The organism is Sinorhizobium sp. P24N7 (assembly GCF_042436655.1).
GTDB lineage: Bacteria > Pseudomonadota > Alphaproteobacteria > Rhizobiales > Rhizobiaceae > Sinorhizobium > Sinorhizobium meliloti_A.
In genome coordinates, this window is the sequence record NZ_JBHMIW010000010.1 from 1 (window position 1) to 19,011 (window position 19,011).

At 59.5% G+C, this 19,011-nt stretch carries 15 protein-coding genes and 4 pseudogenes; 9 read left to right on the forward strand and 10 right to left on the reverse strand.

What is annotated here, in order from left to right; genetic code table 11:
* Positions 1-118: 118 nt before the first annotated feature.
* Positions 119-1,201 (reverse strand): annotated as a pseudogene (locus tag ACFHWW_RS18330) (low temperature requirement protein A); the annotation flags it as partial.
* 125 nt (positions 1,202-1,326) lie between these two features.
* Here ACFHWW_RS18330 and ACFHWW_RS18335 point away from each other — a divergent pair.
* The 4 genes and pseudogenes from ACFHWW_RS18335 to tnpC all read left to right on the forward strand — a co-directional run.
* A complete protein-coding gene (locus tag ACFHWW_RS18335) occupies positions 1,327-1,776 on the forward strand; it encodes a MucR family transcriptional regulator (RefSeq protein ID WP_379939871.1) in 450 nt (149 codons plus the stop codon).
* Positions 1,777-2,473: 697 nt separating this feature from the next.
* Positions 2,474-2,848 carry an IS66-like element accessory protein TnpA gene (tnpA, locus tag ACFHWW_RS18340; RefSeq protein ID WP_379939873.1) on the forward strand — a complete coding sequence of 125 codons (375 nt, stop codon included), beginning with the start codon at positions 2,474-2,476 and terminating at the stop codon, positions 2,846-2,848.
* Entirely contained in the window at positions 2,845-3,192 is a 348-nt protein-coding gene (tnpB, locus tag ACFHWW_RS18345; protein WP_102903080.1) for an IS66 family insertion sequence element accessory protein TnpB, read from the forward strand. The genes tnpA and tnpB overlap by 4 nt, the downstream gene beginning before the upstream one ends.
* Before the next feature lie 63 nt (positions 3,193-3,255).
* A pseudogene (gene tnpC, locus ACFHWW_RS18350) lies at positions 3,256-4,654 on the forward strand (IS66 family transposase); the annotation flags it as partial.
* A gap of 30 nt (positions 4,655-4,684) precedes the next feature.
* Here tnpC and ACFHWW_RS18355 read toward each other — a convergent pair.
* Positions 4,685-6,754, reverse strand: coding sequence for a recombinase family protein (locus ACFHWW_RS18355; RefSeq protein WP_101778543.1), 2,070 nt, complete (start codon positions 6,752-6,754; stop codon positions 4,685-4,687).
* Entirely contained in the window at positions 6,741-6,920 is a 180-nt protein-coding gene (locus ACFHWW_RS18360) for a hypothetical protein (protein WP_101778541.1), read from the reverse strand. Before ACFHWW_RS18360 ends, ACFHWW_RS18355 begins: the two co-directional genes overlap by 14 nt.
* Before the next feature lie 303 nt (positions 6,921-7,223).
* Between ACFHWW_RS18360 and ACFHWW_RS18365 the strand changes: the two are divergent.
* Positions 7,224-7,442 (forward strand): annotated as a pseudogene (locus ACFHWW_RS18365) (transposase domain-containing protein); the annotation flags it as partial.
* On the forward strand, positions 7,442-7,738 hold the full coding sequence (locus ACFHWW_RS18370; protein WP_088200579.1) for a hypothetical protein: 297 nt from the start codon (positions 7,442-7,444) through the stop codon (positions 7,736-7,738). The pseudogene ACFHWW_RS18365 and the gene ACFHWW_RS18370, both read left to right, overlap by 1 nt.
* A gap of 11 nt (positions 7,739-7,749) precedes the next feature.
* Here the strand turns inward: ACFHWW_RS18370 and ACFHWW_RS18375 are convergent, their stop codons facing one another.
* Positions 7,750-8,070 carry a hypothetical protein gene (locus ACFHWW_RS18375; protein WP_379939877.1) on the reverse strand — a complete coding sequence of 107 codons (321 nt, stop codon included), beginning with the start codon at positions 8,068-8,070 and terminating at the stop codon, positions 7,750-7,752.
* Positions 8,071-8,192: 122 nt separating this feature from the next.
* A pseudogene (locus ACFHWW_RS18380) lies at positions 8,193-8,532 on the reverse strand (IS5/IS1182 family transposase); the annotation flags it as partial.
* Positions 8,533-8,731: 199 nt separating this feature from the next.
* Between ACFHWW_RS18380 and ybaL the strand changes: the two are divergent.
* From ybaL to ACFHWW_RS18395, 3 genes are all read left to right on the forward strand, one after another.
* Complete coding sequence (ybaL, locus tag ACFHWW_RS18385; protein ID WP_379939879.1) at positions 8,732-10,486, forward strand: YbaL family putative K(+) efflux transporter; 1,755 nt, start codon at positions 8,732-8,734, stop codon at positions 10,484-10,486.
* Positions 10,487-11,038: 552 nt separating this feature from the next.
* The gene (locus ACFHWW_RS18390) at positions 11,039-11,242 is read left to right on the forward strand and encodes a hypothetical protein (RefSeq protein ID WP_379939881.1); all 204 of its coding nucleotides are present in this window, start codon (positions 11,039-11,041) and stop codon (positions 11,240-11,242) included.
* Positions 11,243-11,516: 274 nt separating this feature from the next.
* On the forward strand, positions 11,517-12,713 hold the full coding sequence (locus ACFHWW_RS18395; RefSeq protein ID WP_379939883.1) for a sensor histidine kinase: 1,197 nt from the start codon (positions 11,517-11,519) through the stop codon (positions 12,711-12,713).
* Positions 12,714-13,200: 487 nt separating this feature from the next.
* Here ACFHWW_RS18395 and ACFHWW_RS18400 read toward each other — a convergent pair whose 3' ends face one another.
* The 5 genes from ACFHWW_RS18400 to ACFHWW_RS18420 form a co-directional block, all read right to left on the reverse strand.
* Entirely contained in the window at positions 13,201-14,112 is a 912-nt protein-coding gene (locus ACFHWW_RS18400; protein WP_379940243.1) for a PhnA-like protein, read from the reverse strand.
* 619 nt (positions 14,113-14,731) lie between these two features.
* Positions 14,732-15,877 carry an alpha-hydroxy acid oxidase gene (locus ACFHWW_RS18405; RefSeq protein ID WP_379939885.1) on the reverse strand — a complete coding sequence of 382 codons (1,146 nt, stop codon included), beginning with the start codon at positions 15,875-15,877 and terminating at the stop codon, positions 14,732-14,734.
* 1 nt (position 15,878) lies between these two features.
* On the reverse strand, positions 15,879-17,099 hold the full coding sequence (locus ACFHWW_RS18410) for a hypothetical protein (RefSeq protein WP_379940245.1): 1,221 nt from the start codon (positions 17,097-17,099) through the stop codon (positions 15,879-15,881).
* 111 nt (positions 17,100-17,210) lie between these two features.
* Positions 17,211-17,942: a histidine utilization repressor gene (gene hutC / locus ACFHWW_RS18415; protein ID WP_100674386.1), complete on the reverse strand. Its 732-nt coding sequence runs from the start codon at positions 17,940-17,942 to the stop codon at positions 17,211-17,213.
* Between the two features lie 54 nt (positions 17,943-17,996).
* The gene (locus ACFHWW_RS18420; RefSeq protein ID WP_379939887.1) at positions 17,997-19,010 is read right to left on the reverse strand and encodes a zinc-binding dehydrogenase; all 1,014 of its coding nucleotides are present in this window, start codon (positions 19,008-19,010) and stop codon (positions 17,997-17,999) included.
* Position 19,011: the final 1 nt, after the last annotated feature.

The window sequence follows — 19,011 nt, forward strand, 5'->3', positions numbered from 1 at the left end:
CGCGCGTCGGGCATATTGCCGACGGGTGAAATCAGTCCAACCCATTGTGGTCTCCGTTCGTCATAAGCAAACAAACAGAATCACAAATGACTGATTTCACTCAACTCTTTTTCGGTCAGGCTCTGAAAGGCACAAGCGTGAAACTGGCTGCCAGCAAGCCGATGCCAAAGACATGCGAATACGGCAGGACGCGCGAAGACACCCCTTTCATCCACATTGTCCCTGCAAGGAACAGGATCGGCCCGCCGAGCTGCGCCAGCGCGCTATTGTATGTTCCGGATTGGTAAGGATGCGCCAGGCTGAAGTCTTCTGCGACGGCGGTGAAGATGATACCGCCCACGATCGGAAGGTGACCGTAGGTGAAGAGATACTGCGCGGTGGTTTGCGGTTTAGACGTATCCTCTGCCTTGTCAGCAGCGCGTTCCTGGCCGTCGTGAAAATAGATCCACCACATGAGAACGGTAGTCAGGAAGGAAAGACACAGCACCAGAGGCGTACCTTCAGTGTCCAGGTTTTCATACGTGTGTTTGCCGATCGTCAGTATGGTCTCCCCGAGCGCGATAATGACAAAAAGCGCGCTGCGTTCAGCGAGGTGTTCCCCGTCGATGTCGAGCGTTTCGCGCGGCGAAGCTCCGAGACGTGGTACCCAGTATCTGACCATCGGGCCTACGTATTCCAGAGCAAGTGCCACGATCCACAGGACGACGCGCAGATTCGGTTCGGACAGACCCCCCGTGATCCAGAAGATGCTTGAAATAATAAGCCAGACGGTAATCCGGAAGAAGGTCATGAACGAGGCCAAGTCGCCTCTTCGGAACGCATAGAGGGTGAACAGCGACCGGCTGACCTGCATGGCCGAATAGGCGACCGCAAAGACAAGGCCCATGCCCGCGAGGGCTTCCGGCAGCGCGATGGCCATTACCATGCCGCAGAACATCAGCGTAAAGAGCAGCAGGCGGACCGGTGAGATCTCGGTATCCAGAAGATCCATGACCCACGTCGTGTGGATCCATACCCACCAAAGCGCGAAGATGAAGAGCACTGCTTCAGCGGCGATGCCAAGACTGAAATCATCCGAAAGGCTCTCGGAAAGCTGAATCAACGCAAAAACGAAAACGAGATCGAAAAAGAGCTCAGGAAAGCTCGCCTTCGTCTGATCCGTATTTTCTTTCCGGAGCCAGTGCGTTTTGTTTTCGGCCATGTAACCCTTCATAACGATGAGAGCAGAGATATATAGCGCAGCGCTGAGTCAGGTGCCTTCGTTCCGACCGAAATATCTGCACGCTGCTGGCTCGATTCTTTTGTAATAGGCTGCGGAGAAGATCATTGACAGAAGCGCACCCAAATGGACGAACGCTTGAGCTCACCAGTCGCATCGTATCGGCTTATTTGAGCCGCAATATCATTGCCCCCGACGAACTCCCCCACCTTATCCAGCAAACCTACGGCGCACTGGGCGAGACGTCTGCGTCAGCGCAGAGCCCGCCCGCAGTTGAGGATCAACGGCCCGCGGTTCCGATCAAGAAGTCCGTGACCGACGACTTCATCGTATGCCTGGAGGACGGGAAGAAATTCAAATCTCTCAAGCGCCATCTAACGACTAAATACGGTTTGACGCCGGAGCAGTATCGCGAAAAATGGAAGCTTCCATCCGACTACCCGATGACCGCCCGCAACTATGCTCTGCAGCGCTCGGAACTCGCACGGGCGATGGGGCTTGGAAAGAGACACGCATCAACGCCCGCTGATGCCCCTGCGCCTGTTCGCAGAAGATAAGTTTGAAGTTCGGTTAACGCGGTGGAAGATGCGGGTCGCATGCGAGCCACAATAACGGTCAGCCTCGGCCGCTCGCGCAATGCTAGTGCGTGGTGGCCAGCGCATCGAGGAAGGCCGGGTCCTGACCGTTCTGGGTTGCGTCCTTGGATCCTCCTATCGGCCATGGTGTTGGGCACGCTTGGCACTGAGCGTTTACCATTCGATGAAGCCTTTGCTTGGACTGTTTTCCGGGGGACAAGCACACTCCGGTCAATTCGACAAGAGTAAAACAAGAATACAAAAACCCCTAAATTGTTACTGGCACACCTAATACCTTCGTATAAGATCGACCACGCTTTGACACACCCTCTAGCATTGCCAGTGCTTGTAGTGGGCTTTGCGGCGGACCGTATTTCCGTGTCCTTGCTTCATACTGCAGAACGACAGTTCCAACGAAATTCCCTGACCGGAAACGGTCAGGGCTTCATCTATGCGCCTTAAGCTTGTTGATGTCAGCGCGCGCGATTCGGAGACGTAGATGGGCGAAACCTGTTGCAGCGGCTGACGAGCGCCCGCAACGGCTACTTTAGAAGCTCCGGTCCATTTCCATCGTTGGAAAGTAAGCACCCGATTGGCACCGCCTGCCGGATAGCGCCTTGATGACCTAAGACACGTCGTTAACGACGTCGTTAGCGACGTGTCTTAGGCGAGGTATGGGATGCGTGTCGAAATTCTTGGTCAGGAACGGCGGCGGCGTTGGGGTGACGCGCAGAAGCTCGACGTTGTCATGTCGATTGGGCTCGACGGTGCGACGGTCACGGAGGTTGCCCATCGGCACGATGTAAGCCGGCAGCAGATTTACGCCTGGCGGCATGAGCTGAAGAAGAAGGGTTTGTTGCCGTCCACGGCCGATACGGTCTTCGTTCCCGTAGACACGGCCGCCCTGCACGGCGCCCCGCTGGTGCGTGAGGAGGTTGCGCGCGGGCCTGCAATGATCGAGTTGCGGTTGAACGATGGGCGCAGCCTTCGCTTCGACAGTGGCGTCGATGCCGCCGTCCTCACTCGGCTCATCCGGGCGGTTGAAGCAGCATGATTGGACCAGGAACCGGTGTTCGAGTGTATCTCGCCTGCGGAGCCACGGACATGCGCAAAGGGGTGGAAGGTTTGGCTGCGCTTGCGCAGGATGTGCTGCGCCAGAAGCCGACGGGAGGTGCAGTCTTCGCGTTTCGAGGACGACGGGGCGATCGTTTGAAACTCCTGTATTTTGATGGCCAGGGCTTCTGCCTGTACTATAAAATTTTGCAGAGGGGGCGTTTTCCATGGCCTTCAGCAGCCGATGGAACGGCCCGGCTGACAACGGCGCAACTGGCCATGCTTTGGGAAGGGATTGATTGGCGACGGCCCAACTGGGGCGCTCCGCCGGCGCGTGTCGGTTGATTTTATCTCACTGAATCTGCTTGTTTTTATGGATACTCGTCCTGACCTATGGTAGTCAGGATCATGTCGAACGCGAGCCAAAATCTTCACGACGATCCGGCCTTCCTGAAGGCGATGATCGCCGCCTTGCAGGCGGACAACGCGAAGATGTCGGCGACGTTGCAGGCGCACGACCAATTGATCGGGGAACTGCGACTGCGCATCGCCAAGCTGAAGAAACAGGTCTTCGGCAAGTCCTCGGAAAAGATCGAACGGGAAATCCAGCAGCTGGAACTGGCGCTGGAGGATCTTTTAATCGCCGCAGCGGAAAACAGCACCAAGCGGCTCGATGAGGTCGATGCGGCAGTGCCTGCCACGCCTGTGGCAAGCACGCCCGAAAAGACGATGCGCCGCCGTCCGCGGGTATCGGAAAAAGGCAGCTCGCGAGCGCAAAGAACTCGATCCGGGTACCTGCTGCCCCGATTGCGGCGGTGAATTGCGCCTTGTCGGCGAGGACGCCAGCGAAATCCTTGACATGATCGCTGCGCAGATGAAGGTCATCGAGGTCGCCCGATTGAAGAAGTCCTGCCGTTGCTGCGAGAAGATGGTGCAGTTGCCGGCGCCGAGCCGTCCGATACCGGGCAGCATGGCAGGTGCTGGGCTTCTGGCTTACATCCTGGTCTCGAAGTTCGACGATCACCTGCCTTTGTATCGCCTGAACGAGATCTTCGCCCGCATGGGCGCCGACATTCCGGACAGCACCCTGGTCGATTGGTGCGGCCGCGCCATGCAGGTGCTCCAGCCCCTGATCGAGCGGATCGAGACTGCGATCATGGGCAGTGACCTCCTCCATGCCGACGACACCCCGATCCGGGTGCTGGATCGCTCTCGGCGAGACAAAGGGCTTGGGAAAGGCGTGAAGAAAGGCAGGATCTGGACGTATGTCCGCGATCAGCGTCCATGGGCGGGCGCGGCTCCACCGGGAACGGTCTACTACTTTGCTCCCGACTGGAAGGAAGAGCACGTCCACCATCACCTCAGGCAGACAAGCGGCATCCTTCAAGCTGACGGCTACAAAGGCTACGGGAAGCTTTATGAGCCAGGAGCGGACGGCATAGGCCGCTTCCGGGAAGCGGCCTGCTGGGCGCATTGGCGACGTGACATTCATGATATCTGGACCTCGAACAAATCCGAGATCGCGCGCGAGGCTCTCGACCGTATCGGCGCGCTTTACGACATCGAGCGCGACATTGCAGGCCAGCCTGCCGATATCCGCCTTGCTGCTCGTCAGAAGCACAGCAAAGCAAAGGTCGAAGCCTTGCGCGTCTGGGCTGAAGCGCAACTGACCCGTATTCCGGGCAAGGGCGATCTGGCGAGCGCCTTCCGTTACGGCCTGAGCCGCTGGCATTCGTTCTGCCTATTCCTCGAAGACGGTCGCGTCGCCATGGATAACAACGCCGCCGAACGGGCCCTGCGTCCAATTGCCGGACCTGAGTCATTGTGCACTCCTTCTCTAAGTGTCTGTAAACATTGGAAGCGTCTCCGTGTCAGCAATGCGACACGGGCGGCCCTTTCGGGCTATCGCAGCTTGGACCGTCGCAGAAGCCAGGTCGCTGGCCCGGATTTGATACGGCGCGCCGGGAACCACCTGCTCGGCAGACAACACGTTCGTCTTGATAAGGTGGCGTATTCTGTGGTTCGTCACGCCCAAAGTCGCCGCCGCCTCTGTCATGGTAAGCCATTCGCCCTCTTTATCGGCTGATTTGTACGCGTGAATGGCCCGGACCCGCCTTACGGAAGCGACACGGTGTGCGGTCCAGGTCTTTCCTTGACCCGTGGGCATACCCATTCGATTGAGCGACGCGGCGATATGTTCATCGGACCAGCGTCCTGCCATGCTCCGCATCACTGCCAAAGCATCTTCCGTTGTGGCGCAACCGTGTTCACCGCTCTGAGGCTTGCGCACTCTCAGTTCCGAGTGCTGACCGCCTTTCCAGTGGATAGTCAGCACCACGTCGCGCACTTCATCGTCAACATCGACAACAATGTCGGCGATCAATGTACGCAGCAGTTGCTGGCGCACGCGCATGGTGACATCCGGCGACTCCCAGGCCGCCTGCAGATTGTCAGCGAGGTTTGCGAAAGTGCCTGTGTCAACTTCGATGGTTGAAGGACTATCTGCAGGCTTGCGCACTTCCAGATCCCGGACGCGGCGTAGCGCCGTTTCCCAATTCTTCTCAAGCTGTGCAGCAATCAGGCGGTTGTCTGGATCGCATGCCGCATAGCGGCGCTCGGCGAGGCTTGCCTCGTAGCGGGCCTGCCGCAGTTCCAGATCGTGAATGTGGCGCTGTTCTTCCTGTCGCTCCCGATGCATCCGCTCTGCTTCAAAAGTCGCCTCGATCGCTAATGGTTCTACCGCGCGCAACAACTCGCGCGCAACCGCCGCATCGACCTTCGAGCCGCCGAACGTCATGCAACGGGGCAAGCCCATCATCAGGTTCTGTTTATGGCAGCGATAGACTGGATTTTGTGGATTTCCCGTATAGGCAACACTCAGTCGCCGTCCACACCGTCCGCAAGTCACGAGACCCGACAACAACGCTTTGCCGCCGCGGCCCGATTTGGTTCCGCCCGAACGGCCATAATTGTTGAGCGCCAGTTGCTGTTGGTTGCGCTCGTACTCTTCCCAACTGATGTAACCTTCGTGATGGTCCCGGATCATCACTTCCCAGGTGCCGGCCGGCTTGCCGTGTCCGTAGCTACGCCGCGCCCTCCCATCGACGATGGCTGTCCGCTTCTCGCTCTTTCCATAGACGTAGACTCCGGCATAGAAGGGGTTCTTCAGGATGCCGATGACATTCCGGTAACGGACTGGCGTCCAGACAAAGCTGGTCATGCGACCTTCGTCCGACGGCCGCGGGAAGTGGATATTGTCCCGTATCATCGACAATAGCACCTGGCGTGCGCTTCCAAGCTCACGGAAGCGTGCGAAGATGGACCGGATCACGTCCTGCAGCCGCAAATCCGGATCAAGCCCGAGCCCCGCCTCTCGATGCCAAATGTACCCAAACGGAACGGAAAGTCGCAGTTCGCCACGGCGCGCTTTCGATCTGGCGGCATCGAGCATCCGGGCTCTCAGCACGCCCAGTTCGAACTCGCTGATACTGCCCTTCATTCCCAGCAGCAGCCGATCGTTGGGTCGACACGGATTGTAGACGCCGTCATGATCAATGACGCGGGCTTCGACCAGGCCGCATAGTTCGAGCAGGTGATGCCAGTCCCGACCGTTGCGCGCAAGCCGTGAAGCATCGAAGCATAAGACGGCACCAACTTGGCCAGCGCATAAAAGGGCGACAAGACGGTCGAAACCAGGGCGCGCGACAGTTCCGCTGGCAGAGCGCCCGAGGTCGTCGTCGATGGTCTCGATATTGCTGAAGCCGTGTTGTCGCGCAACGTCAACAAGATCATACTGCCGTCGCTGGCTTTCCAGATTTGTCATGACCTGCGATTGCGAGGATTGCCGCACGTAGACGATGGCTTTGCGCGCGAGCAACGCTGTCGGAATCAAATTAGTGTTGCTCATCGATGAGCTCCTCGACGACGAGGCCTGCGGCCTGCATCAGCAGGCAAGCCAGCGTTGAAATCACCTTCTTGCGATCCTTGTCGCTCAGACCGTCGAGCATCCGGGTTTTGAATATCAGGTCGAGCTGCCGGCCCGACGCCGGCACCAGCGTATTGCGGGATCTCATCATGGTCCTCCTGAGTGATTCTACGTCCACTTCGGAAGGGTGCCGCTTTGGTGCCGCCAGAGACCAGCCTGTTCAATTCGATTAGCGTCGCAAGATCGACGCGTGGCGTTCCCATGGTCATGCCGCGGCAGACCACGGGATCGATCATCCACCCTGAGATCGCGATGACGACACCTGTCGGCCCCAGAACCTTCAAAACCCGGCCTGTCGCTCGTTCTTCAACACGGCGAATGGAAACCCTCTGGCCAAAATAAGGATGCCAGCGATAAAGAACCTCAACTTCATCGCCGACATGGGCAGAATGGAAGGAAAAATTGGCTCTTCGCAGGCGCTGACACCGGCGCGGAGACCCTGGCGCGTGCCATGACGATCATCGAGACGGCCAAGATGAACGGCATCGATCCGCAGGCCTATCTGGCCGACGTGCTCGACCGCATTCACGATCACAAGATCAATAGGCTCGACGAACTGCTCCCGTGGAACTGGGCACCTGTGGCAATCATCTGCGCCGAGGCCGCCTGATGGCCACCGTCACCCATGTCTTCACCATCAACCATGTCGCCGAAATGCTCGGCGAAGACCGGGAACTCCTCGAGACGATCGTCAGCAATTCTGACAATTTGACCTATGGAAGTATCATCAGCGTCGTACACGGTGACGATGAGACAATCACCGCACTGACCGACGATGGCATCGATGAGCTGAGGCAAATGCTTGCCGATGCGCGCCGTTCGCCTGAAGCCTGGAACGACTTCCTCGACTGCTTCGTCGACGACGAAGAAGTCATCGCTCGCGTCAAGGCGAAATCTCCGCGGTAACAATCGGCCGGTTACGTTGGAAAAGACCGTTCCTCATATATCAGCTTGTCGAGTGTGTTGTGACCGGCCTGCATGATGTCCATATCGCAGATGTGACAGATAGCCGCCAATTCCTTCATCAGATCGCCTACTATGAGGTCGCGGCGCCGGAGGGTGCCTGTTTCCTCTTTCATAATGGCTGACTCGAGTTCCTCAAAAGACCCTCCCAGAGCCCGGTAGAGCTCCAGGGTCGACGAAAGAAGGTTTCGCCGGCGCTGGGCAGGATCAGTCACTGAAGCCTCGCCGTCGCAGACCGTCATAAGTTTGATAGTTTTGTTCTGAAATTCGCTCATCAATACAAACGCAGATCTAAACCAATGTGCTCGGCACGATATCCTTAAAGGTTGAACGTCGAATTAATCTCAACCACTTCCGTCTTTTGGCGCCAGCGAAGGAGCATCCGGACGTCGGCAGCTTCGATCAGGTGCCTTTGGGCGTAGAAATGCTCGTGCAGCGGGTACATTCGCGCACGGGACGGGTTGTTGGGAATCACCGCACAGTGCCCTTGTCGACGATGGCGTCGCGCAGACGATAACGCGGTGTCGGCCATGACGACCTCGGCGGGCAGGCCCTCGATCAGGGCGTCGGCTTGCGGCGCATCGCCCTTCTGGCCTGCGGTGAGTGTGACCGAGACCTCGCAGGCCATGTGGATTTTGGTGTTCAAGCCGCCGCGGGAGCGGCCAAGGGCCTGATCTTCACCCGTTTTTTGCGCCGGCGGCGTGCTGATGGGCGCGGATGATGGCGGAATTGACTATCGGGCAGCACATGGCGATCTCCTGTCGGTTATTCAACATGGCTCCTATGCCGAACCCACACGCCAACTTGTCATATAACCGTACGCGACGCCGGCGAAAGCACCCTCACAAAGATAACGAGACACTCGCGCCATAGTCCATTATGTCTATGCTCGTGCCGCACTTGGCCTCTTAATGGAACGCGGCCGGACTGGGAGAAATGCCTCACACACCACTTATTGCCACCCTCGTTGCCGGCCTTGGGCTGGCCTTCATTTTCGGCACTGTGGCAAATCGACTTCACCTATCGCCGCTGGTCGGCTACCTCTTGGCAGGTGTTTTGATCGGCCCGTTTACGCCTGGCTTTGTTGCAGACCAATCGCTGGCGCGCCAACTCGCCGAGCTTGGTGTTATCCTGCTGATGTTTGGCATAGGGCTACATTTCTCCATCCACGACTTACTTTCCGTGCGGACTATCGCGCTTCCTGGGGCTCTCGGCCAAATGGCTCTGGTGACAACGCTCGGGTTCATCGTGGCGCAAGCGATCGGATGGCCAATTGCAGCCGGCGTGGTGTTCGGGTTGGCACTCTCGGTTGCAAGCACGGTCGTGGTACTAAGGGCCCTCCAGGAAAAGCGACAACTCGAAACCGATGGAGGGCGTATTGCCGTCGGATGGCTGGTCGTCGAAGACGTCGCCATGATCCTCGCCCTCGTATTATTGCCGGCCTTCGCTAGCAGTTTTGGCGGCAGCACAACTCGGCCGAGTTCAGGCGATGGCGGCCTCTTCACGTTTCTTGAGCCGCAAACTGTGTCCGGCGCGCTTGCACTTGCGTTGACCAAGTTGACTGCCTTTTTTGCTGCGATGGCTATCTTTGGCCGGCGCGTCATTCCGTGGGTACTGCACTATGTTGCTCACACCGGTTCGCGAGAGCTTTTCCGTCTGGCGGTACTGGCGATTGCCCTGGGAGTCGCTTTCGGAGCAGCTGAACTGTTCGGTGTCTCCTTCGCTCTTGGCGCATTTTTCGCGGGGATGATCCTCGCCGAATCACAGTTGAGCCAAAGGGCCGCTCAGGAAACGCTGCCGCTCCGCGACGCATTTGCCGTGCTCTTCTTTGTCTCGGTAGGCATGTTGTTCAACCCCATGATTCTGGTCGAGCAGCCGCTGCTCGTCGGAGCAACATTCCTGATCATCGTGATTGGCAATGCTACAGCCGCGTCCGCGATCGCCATCATGTTCGGCTATTCCCTGCCTGTAGCTCTGACACTCGGCCTCAGCCTCGCACAGATCGGCGAGTTCTCCTTCATACTTGCGGCGCTGGGAGTTGAACTCAAGCTTCTTCCGGAGGCAGGACGGGACCTGGTGCTTGCCGGAGCGATCCTGTCCATTCTCATCAACCCTCTTCTATTCGCCGGATTCGGTCGCCTAATGCCATGGCTCAAGCAACGCGAGCCGGTCGGCGCCATACAAGAAGACCGCAAGACAGACACACCCGAGCTCACGGGTACCCGTCTCACCCACCATGCTGTCCTTGTCGGCTATGGGCGGGTTGGGAGCCTGGTTGCAGAGACGTTGCAAAAAGCACGGTTGCCTTACCTGATAATTGAGGAGCGGCAAGCGGTTGCCGATCAACTCCGGGCGCTTGGCGCCGAAGTCATTATTGGAAATGCCGCTCAGCCCGGATTACTTGAGGCGGCCAACGTTGGCGCAGCCAACTGGTTGATCAGCGCCATTCCAAGTCCGTTCGAAAGTGGCAACCTCATCGAGCGCGCCCGCACAGTGAATCCGACACTCGAGATCATCGCCCGCGCGCATTCCGACGCTGAGGTCGATTACCTGACAAGGTTGGGAGCGAACCTCATCATCATGGGCGAGCGGGAGATCGCGCGGAGCATCTCGGAACATATTTTGAGCCGCATCGATGTATCCGCAGCTCCCAATCCTAACGAAGGCCAAACAGGCCGCATATCAGAATAAGCTTGCGCTGAACTTCGGACAGGTCCCTCGCCTTAATGTGAGCAGAACTTGAGACCCCGCCATTCAACTTCTGGCGCAGTTGAAGGGAGCGGCGGAAAGCACGTGGCAAGCTGTCTTCTGAACGCCGTGCCGCCGAAATTCGCAGGAGACTGGTGTTCTATAACGTCCCGGACGCAGAATCCTGGAATGGTCGCTTGGTCGGAGAAACCGGACTATCCCACCTCGAAGAGGCAGACCGCGCCGATCTGGATTGGAGGTCGAGGCAGCGCTCGCATGGCACGATGGAGATCCGCGGCCAACGATCGTCACACCGTTGCTCGACTGCAAGCATCTGCGCGAACAGCTTGCGATCGCCGAGCAGTTCATGAGTGTGGGGATCTCGCGCGGGTGGTCGCCGCGGTTTCAGAGGCCGGAGGAGTGACCCAGCCAAATGTGGACGCTTGTTCTCCCGTCCGACCGGACGGCCTCTCCATTGCCAGATTCGACGAGCAATTCCCTTTGGTATGTTATGTGATCCTTTGGTGAATATTCAGGAGCGTTTTCGACGAGGCAATGCGCCATCTGCGCGTCGGCAAGGTCGTCGTCGATCGGCGGTCGCGCACCCGCATGGCATGGGGGCGCAAAGACTGCAGCGTGCCGCTCTGGTCCGACTGCCAGACTGATCCGAAATTGGAAGCGCCGGTTGGACTGCGCTTCGAGCAGAACTTCCTGTTTCCGCACCGGGGCGGAACGCTATGGATTCTGAACAAGAGCTGAGCCTGGCTTCGCTATCGCTCGGAATTTGCCAACGACCGCGCCTCATAGCGAGTACGCATGCTGGCGCGCAAGCGCTTGCACCGTCTTGCGAGCTCCTGCACAATGCCACACGTGCCCAAGTGGCGTTACTGGGGCAGTAAAGCGAGCGCAGATGACCGTCATAAACAGGTGCGTCTTGAAGACTGGGCCCCATGTCTGCTGTTTTGCCTCCATCGTGTAAATAGGATACCGATGACCCTTGAGGGTCTGCGCGCACCGAGAGGGAAGCGAGAAGATGGAAGCGGTGAAGGTGCCCACGCCCGACGTTTCGGCGGTTTACACGGTCGACCTGAGTGAGCGGCCAGTGCCACGCGGCGATGCCGCGCAGGAGAAGGCCGCACTTCTTCAGCTCGCCGGACGCATGCACGATGCGCCTGGAGAAATGCTCCCAAAGTTCGTCGAACTCGCCATGGAACTGACAGGCGCGATTTCCGCCGGTGTCAGCCTGCTCGAGCAGACAGAGTCGTTCCCGGTGTTCCGCTGGCATAATCTGAAGGGAATTCTATCGCCGTTCAACGGGGCGACTACTCCCCGCGATTACTCGCCGTGTGGCATTACGCTCGACCGCAGCGCACCAACACTGGCGATCCATCCGGAACGCGTCTATGACTGGATACCAGCGGGCTTGTCGCTGCCAGAGGTTTTGCTCGTTCCCCTATATATAGGACGGACGGAGCCACTCGGGACCCTTTGGGTCGTCGCCAACAGGATCGGGTATTTCCACTGCGGTCACGGAGCCACGCTGCAGGAGCTTGCCGATTTCATCGGTATAGCACTGAAGATCGCGCGATCCGAACGGGAACTCCAGCAGGCGCTTGTACAGCAGGAACTGCTCACCAGAGAGATGAGCCACCGGCTCAAGAACCTTTTCGCCATCGTAGACGGCATAATCCGCATCAGCGCCCGAAGCACGGACAGCAAGGATGATTTAGTCGCGCTGTTGTCTGGCAGGTTGCATGCGCTCGCCGCTGCCCATTCCTTGGTGAAACCATCTTTTAGCGACGTCCAAGGGGCGGCCTCCAATCTTGCGGACCTAATGGGCATCGTCATCGCGCCTCACGAGCCTGCCGCAATCCCCGGCAAGAGCGGGTTCTCTCTTGAAGGCCCTACCATTTTATGCGGCGAGCAATCGGTCAACGGACTTGCGCTAGTCTTCCATGAGCAGGCGACCAATGCGGCCAAATACGGGGCGCTGTGCGGCGACAATGGCAGGGTGGACATTGTCTGGCAGATCAACGGCGACGACCTGAGCATCACTTGGAATGAAGAGGGGGAGAGAGAGATATCCTCCCCTCCTGCTTCCAAGGGCTTCGGCAGCACGTTGGTGGAGCAGACTGTGATCCGCCAATTCGGCGGTACCCTCAACTATGACTGGCGTCCGACCGGTTTATCAGTGAACATCATCTTGCCATTGTCCCGTCTGGCACAGTAGCACCGTCCAGCTATCTTCGAAAATTAAGCTGACATCCGCGTATGTGAGCGCCCATGCTGCAAGAGCGCCCCAAAGGTTCATCAAGAGATCTGTTACAGAGGAGTTCATCATCTCCTGGAAGCGGGGGGAATCCCAACCTCTGAAACGGCACTTGCGGCTAAATTGGGCCGACCAATCAGGAGAAGTGGAGCTACCAGCCGGCTATCCTTTAACCGCTGCCAGTTAGGCACGGCAGAGATCAGGATGCCTTCCAGACGAGAGATGAACATCGCTCCATCGCTCGTTTTCGAGTCGGCTGGGCGATCACGAACCCGCGACGTTCTTCGGTCGGAAGTTCTTCCAGTCGACTGCGCCAATTCTTGCGGAACATTGATAGCCGCCGACACCTGATGGTGAGCACTCGCCCGGCCCTCCCCGTTCCAGCGCGGGGGCCAAACGCGTTTCCGACCGCCGATCTCCCGCAGCTGCGGGAGATCGGGGCTACTTACTAGCCGGCACGACGCGTGGCATCAGTCGTGACCAGAGTACGCGGCGTTCCAAACGCACCACCGAACCAAGCCGCGACCGCGCCAACAACGAGAGAGAAGAAGCCCAAGATGGCCCCGCTAGAAACTGCGGTGGCGGCCGCATCCGCGGCTTCGGTCGCCTGTTGTTTGGCGCGTTCGATCGAGGCCTTGTAACTCTCTTCGTATTGTTGAACCTGCGCGCGTGCCTGGTCCACCGGAATGTTCTGTGCCTTTGCAATGGCATCAGCAGCGAGATTTCGTGCTTCTTCCGCGGTCGCCTCGTCGCCGGTGACTGCTGCCTGCACAGCGGCGACTGCTGCGTCGCGGAGCGCTGCCGGATCGTTGCCTCCCGTCGCACTCCTGACCTGCCGCTCGATGTCGGCCATTGGATCCGCGGACGCGGCGATTGTCGGTGCGGCGGCAGAGGTGACTGTGGCGGCAGTCTTGCCGACGCCCCCGATGATGCTACTCAGACCGCTGAAGGCGCCACCCACCAACGCGCCGACGGAGGTCGTAAGGAGATAAAGAACGATCAAGGTCGTGACGGCCCAACTCGTCAGCCCATGGTAACTTCCCGTCGTTTTGCCAGGGCGGCCGGAAACCCTGCTGGCGATATATCCGCCGACGAAGGCCGCAACTATGCCAGAGACGACGAACCAGAGACCGCCGGCGATCGAAAAAGTGCTTGGGTTTGGGTTGTCGTTTGTTGTCGGATCGATGACGGCGGCTCCGATGCCGACGCCCAAGAGGTTCAGCAGAAATTGGACCGCAAGCGCGAGCGCGACGCCCGCAAACACCGCTCCCCAGGAGATTTCGTTGATGACCGTATTTGCCGAGAGATCAGGAGCGTAAACGGTCTCGCGGGTTTGATGAACGGCGACAGGATCGCTCATGATGGTGGTCCTCCCTTTATGCAACTTGTCTAAACTAAGTACCTGCGAAAGAGTTCCTTGGCCGCGGTGGAGGGCAAGCTCACCTAGATCGATCGGGGAGCAGGCTGCTATGCCAAACACCGTCTATCGTCGGCCCTCTCCCTGATCCCCTCAAACGAGGGATGCCTCAACTTCCGCTCATCGGTCCCACGCCCGATACTCGCCCCCACCTGAAATGATCATCGAGGAAGGGCTCCGCCGTAGTTGCGAAGCCGCTGAGCTCCTCACCAAGAGGTTGGTTTTTGTGTCAGTCTGGGCCCGCGCGAAGGACCTGCTCCGCAAGATCGGGGTTTTCCCGGATGGGCACCTGCTACGTCCTTGCAGGGCGGTCTCGCTACAGCGATGACGATGTGGCTACGTTCCTAGAAAATTGGACACAGTCTCTACCAGTTTTGCTGGGGGGAACGGCTTTTCTAGCATAATGCCGTTCGGGACACTTCTGGACGCCCAAGCTTAGAAAGCCGTGTCCCGGCGACACGCGCGTCCCCCTAACCGGTAGGTGAATCCAGCACTGCTGAACGCATCTTCAATTTCCACCAGCATCAGCGTTTCGTCGCCGGCAAGCTGCGCAGCTCTCCCATCATAATGTCGAGACGGCTTCCGCGCCGAGAGCCTTGAGCTGCTCGATGGAGGCAATCCCCATCAATGCAAGGCTGATCGCAATCTCCCGCTCGAGGATGGCGATCACCTCGGCCACGCCCGCCTGCCCGGCGGCCGAGAGGCCATAGGTATAAGCTCGGCCAAGCATCACGCCGTCTGCGCCGAGTGCGATCGCCTTGATGACGTCCGCGCCTCGGAGGATACCGCCGTCAAGCATAAGGCAGAAGTCGGTTCCCACGGCGGCGCGAATGCTCGGCAGGGCGCGGATCGTGCTCGGGGCACCGTCGAGTTGACGTCCGCCGTGGTTGGAAATCACCACCCCATCGCAACCGAGGTCGCGAGCGCGTACGGCATCCGCGGGCGTGAGAACGCCTTTAATTACGAGCTTGCCCGTCCAGCGTTCGCGTAGCGAGGCGATGTCCCTCCACGACAGCGTCTTGTCAATTCGGCGCGAGAGATTGGCCGCCTGCTCAAGCGCGCCGCGACCGAATTCCGGCCGGTGCTCGATAGCCCTGACCGACGGCATGCCGGCAAGGGCCACCTGTGCGAGCCAGCGCGGCTTCAGCGCGAGGCGGGCGAAGAGGTCCGGCGTCACCCGCGTCAGCGATCGGAAGCCGTTTCGCACATCCCGTTCGCGAATGCCCGTAATGGCTGTGTCCACGGTTACGAACAGGGTATCGACGCCGGCCCGTTCTGCCGCTTGGAGCAATTCCTCGCATAGCGAGCGATCCTCCAGCACATAGAGCTGGAAATGCAGCGGCCCTTCCGTGACGGTGCGAAGGTCGGCTAGTGAAGCGATGGAAAAGGTTGAAAGGCAGAAGGGGATGCCCGCGGCATGCGCCGCCTGCACGGCCTTGACCTCGCCCTTGCCGGAATAAAGGCCGAGGAAGCCGACCGGCCCGAGCATGAACGGCAGGGGATGACGTTTCCCGAGATAAGCCGTGGAAAGGTCCTGCGGCTGCGGCTCGACTAGCACGTTCTGGCGCAGGGTTATGCGGGAGAAGTCCGAGCGATTCGCCCGCATCGTCTCCTCCTCGAAGGAGCCACCGTCTATATAGTCGAAGAAGATCTTCGGCAGCCGCCGTCGGGCGAGATCGCGAAAGTCGTGGATGTTGACCAGCGCCATGTCAGCCGTTGTCCGGATCGATTGTGTCGATGAATCTTGAAATTAAATCGTCTCCCGCAGCCGGCTCGCTTCCTGCCATCACCGCGACGGAGAAGCCTATCAGGGAGGAAATCGCGTTATGAGTCGTTGCGCCGGCCCGCAGGTTCATCACCAGCGTCGGGCATAGGAAAAGGCCAAGCCGGATGACCCGGCGCCAGTCGGCCGGAAGCGTGCCCCGCGCCTTCAGTTCGTGGAGCAGTGGACGCCATAGTGCCTCTGCCTTCACGTCGAGAAGCGCCCGCCTGGCGGGACTTGGCATGAAGTCGGTCGTGACGCGGAGCAGACTACCATCGAGCATTACGCTGGCCGTGTAGTGCTCAGCCGCCATGGCAGGATCGTAGAGCCACAGCGGATGGGCGAGGGTGTTATGAAAGGTCGTCTTCACTTCGGCGAGCAATGTCGGGATGTTCTCGCCGGCAAAGGCGGGATCGAAAAAAGACAAGCGTGCCCTGTCATCGCGCTCCTCGTACCAGACATTCGCGTTGTGGGCATCGCCATGCGCGACCACTCCCCCGGCATCGGTCAGCCGCGAGGGGTTCAGCCGCTCATGCGCGGCATCGAAGAGAGCACCGAGGCTGTCGCGGTATTCGATGCCGTTCACCACAAACCGGCAGCGCGATAGCGTCTCCCAATCGATCGTCAGGTTCGGAAAGGCAAAGTCCTTGCCGACATAGAAGCTCGCCATTCGCCCGCCCGGATAGGTACCTGCCGAAGGGTCGATGAGCCGTTCGTAAAAAAGCCGGTGGATCGGCTCGGCCGCAACCTCCCCCGCATTCACCGGATGCAGCGTATCGAGATAGACCTGAAGCACGGCTTCGCTCAGCCTGCGTTCGGCCTCAACAGCCCTGTCTCTCGCGGCAGCATCGTCATTCAGATCCAGCGCTCGCAGCACATCGGAAAAACGCGGATCAGTGCGTCGGCGATAGACGAGGATCTGTTCGCCCGGAAGAGTCGACATCAGCAATGGCTGATCTACGGGAAGTCCGGCGCGGGCCAGGATGTCCGCGCGGTAATATTCGCCGCTCATGGCCTCCTCGCCTTCTTCCTGATGGAACTTGAAAAAGAACGCGCCATCTTCGGTATCGAAGAATCCATTGAGGGAATTGAGGCTATACTGGTCGTGATTGATCGCGACGTTCTTTGCCTCGATCCCGAAAAGGTCGCGCAGCAGCTCGGCCAGCAACTGTTCCGCCATGCCGTCTCCGGTTTTGGCGATCTTCCTAATTTGTGCGGTGCGGCTCGTGGCCTGGCTCATAGCGTTCTTTCCGAATGGGTATTTGGATAGGAACGGCGGTCACTTGCCGCCGTGCAGATAGCGGCTGCCGAGCGAATAACGGCTGCCGACATAGGTGAAGGTATTCACAGTTGCGACGACCGGACCTGTCCAGGTCTTGCGGTGCAGGACCAGGCAGCAGTCACCCGGGCGAATGTTCAGCAGGCGAGCCTGGTCAGCACTGGCCGGCAGAGCGCTGATGAGGTGCTCCACCTCGGTCAGCGGCGTTGCGTTCTGCAGGTAGTCATAAGTGGCGACTGCGGCAAAGTCCTGGTCGACATAGCCGGAAACGAGGTTGGGATTGACGTAGCGCTCCTCGAGCTGGACCGGCAGGTCGTTCTCGAAATGAATGACGACGGAATGGTCGACGGGCTTCACCGCCTCAAACTCGAAGGCGAGGAGAAGCTCTGGTTCCGGTCGTGCGATGCGCTCGAGCACGAACACCTCGGCCCGGTGCCGGCTACCGCGCGCTCTGATCTCGGCGATGATGTTGCTGATCTCGATCAACGTCGACTGGGGCCGCGGCGGAGCGACAAAGGTGCCGACGCCCTGAATGCGGCGCAGATGCCCCTCCGAAGTGAGCTCCCGCAGCGCCCGGTGAACGGTCATACGGGACACGCCGAGTGCCAAGACGAGCTCGTTCTCGGACGGAAGCCGGCTGTTGCGGGCCCACTTGCCGCTGCCGATGTTGCCAAGGACGAAGTCCTTCACCTTCGCGTAGAGCGGCGATGCAGAATCTGAAAGCGTATTCATGGTTCACTGCCTCCACCTTCGCCTCGGCATCCGGAATGACATGGCGGACCGGACTTAGCCCGCAACCTCGATGATCGTCTTGAGCGCCTTGCTGTCGCCCCGCAGCAGCCTCTCGTAAGCCTCGGGCACATCGTCGAGCGCCGGCAGCACCTCGATGAAACGTTGCAGCGCGGGTGCGAGATCGACGAGTAACCCGACGCTCTCGGGCAACTCGTCTGCAAAGGCATGGCAGCCGACGAGTGACATCTCCCTCTCCACGAGGATGTTGGGGTCGAAATCGAGCCTGCCGTGGCCAATGCCGACGAGCGCCAGCGCTCCGCCAGCTGACAGGATGTCGAGAGCCCGGGCGATCGCCTGAATGCTGCCGGTGGCATCCAGGGCGAACCGCACCCTTCCGCCGGGAAGTGCTTCTTCGATCACCGCCCTGTCGAGAGCAACGACCGCGCCACCAGTCACCTCGGCGACAAGAGCGGCTTTGTCGGCGTTCAGATCGGCCAGCAGCAGCGGACCGGCGTGCAACCGGGAGAGAAGAAGGGCGCTCAACCCGCCGATCGTGCCGCAGCCGATGACGAGAACTGGTTCGCCGGCCGGAATGGCGAGGCGACGCACGGCATGCAAGGCGACCGCCATCGGTTCGGCCATAGCGGCAACATGGGGCGAAAGCTCAGGATCGTGGCGCACGACCAGTCGGGCTGGCAATTGCACCGCCTCGGCAAAGCCACCGTCACAGATCTCGCCGACGAAACCCAAGGCCTCGCAGACATTTTTGCGGCCGCTCGTGCAAGCCGGGCAGGTGCCGCACCACATGCGCGAGTCCGCAGAGACGACGTCTCCCCGCACCACGTGACTGACGCCCTCTCCGATCGCAGTCACGCGACCGCAAAATTCATGGCCTGCCGTCGAGGGCCGGCGCGAGATCCATTGGCCGGTACGGTAGTTGTGAAGGTCGGAACCGCAGATGCCAGCAGCCCTTACTTCAAGGTTGACGAAGCCTGGCGGCGGAGCCGACAGTTCGGCGACCTCCTCCACCCGCAAGTCCTTGGCGTCGTAGAGCCGCACAGCCTTCATG

Bases quoted from the DNA above. Each gene is read 5' to 3' on its own strand.
- ACFHWW_RS18405 (WP_379939885.1), bottom strand. From the start codon at position 15,877: ATGGCGCTGGTCAACATCCACGACTTTCGCGATCTCGCCCGACGGCGG.
- hutC (WP_100674386.1), bottom strand. From the start codon at position 17,942: ATGAATACGCTTTCAGATTCTGCATCGCCGCTCTACGCGAAGGTGAAG.
- ACFHWW_RS18370 (WP_088200579.1), top strand. From the start codon at position 7,442: ATGGCCACCGTCACCCATGTCTTCACCATCAACCATGTCGCCGAAATG.
- tnpA (WP_379939873.1), top strand. From the start codon at position 2,474: ATGCGTGTCGAAATTCTTGGTCAGGAACGGCGGCGGCGTTGGGGTGAC.
- ACFHWW_RS18395 (WP_379939883.1), top strand. From the start codon at position 11,517: ATGGAAGCGGTGAAGGTGCCCACGCCCGACGTTTCGGCGGTTTACACG.
- ACFHWW_RS18400 (WP_379940243.1), bottom strand. From the start codon at position 14,112: ATGAGCGATCCTGTCGCCGTTCATCAAACCCGCGAGACCGTTTACGCT.
- ybaL (WP_379939879.1), top strand. From the start codon at position 8,732: ATGCCTCACACACCACTTATTGCCACCCTCGTTGCCGGCCTTGGGCTG.
- ACFHWW_RS18390 (WP_379939881.1), top strand. From the start codon at position 11,039: ATGCGCCATCTGCGCGTCGGCAAGGTCGTCGTCGATCGGCGGTCGCGC.
- ACFHWW_RS18360 (WP_101778541.1), bottom strand. From the start codon at position 6,920: ATGAGATCCCGCAATACGCTGGTGCCGGCGTCGGGCCGGCAGCTCGAC.
- ACFHWW_RS18375 (WP_379939877.1), bottom strand. From the start codon at position 8,070: ATGAGCGAATTTCAGAACAAAACTATCAAACTTATGACGGTCTGCGAC.
- tnpB (WP_102903080.1), top strand. From the start codon at position 2,845: ATGATTGGACCAGGAACCGGTGTTCGAGTGTATCTCGCCTGCGGAGCC.
- ACFHWW_RS18420 (WP_379939887.1), bottom strand. From the start codon at position 19,010: ATGAAGGCTGTGCGGCTCTACGACGCCAAGGACTTGCGGGTGGAGGAG.
- ACFHWW_RS18355 (WP_101778543.1), bottom strand. From the start codon at position 6,754: ATGAGCAACACTAATTTGATTCCGACAGCGTTGCTCGCGCGCAAAGCC.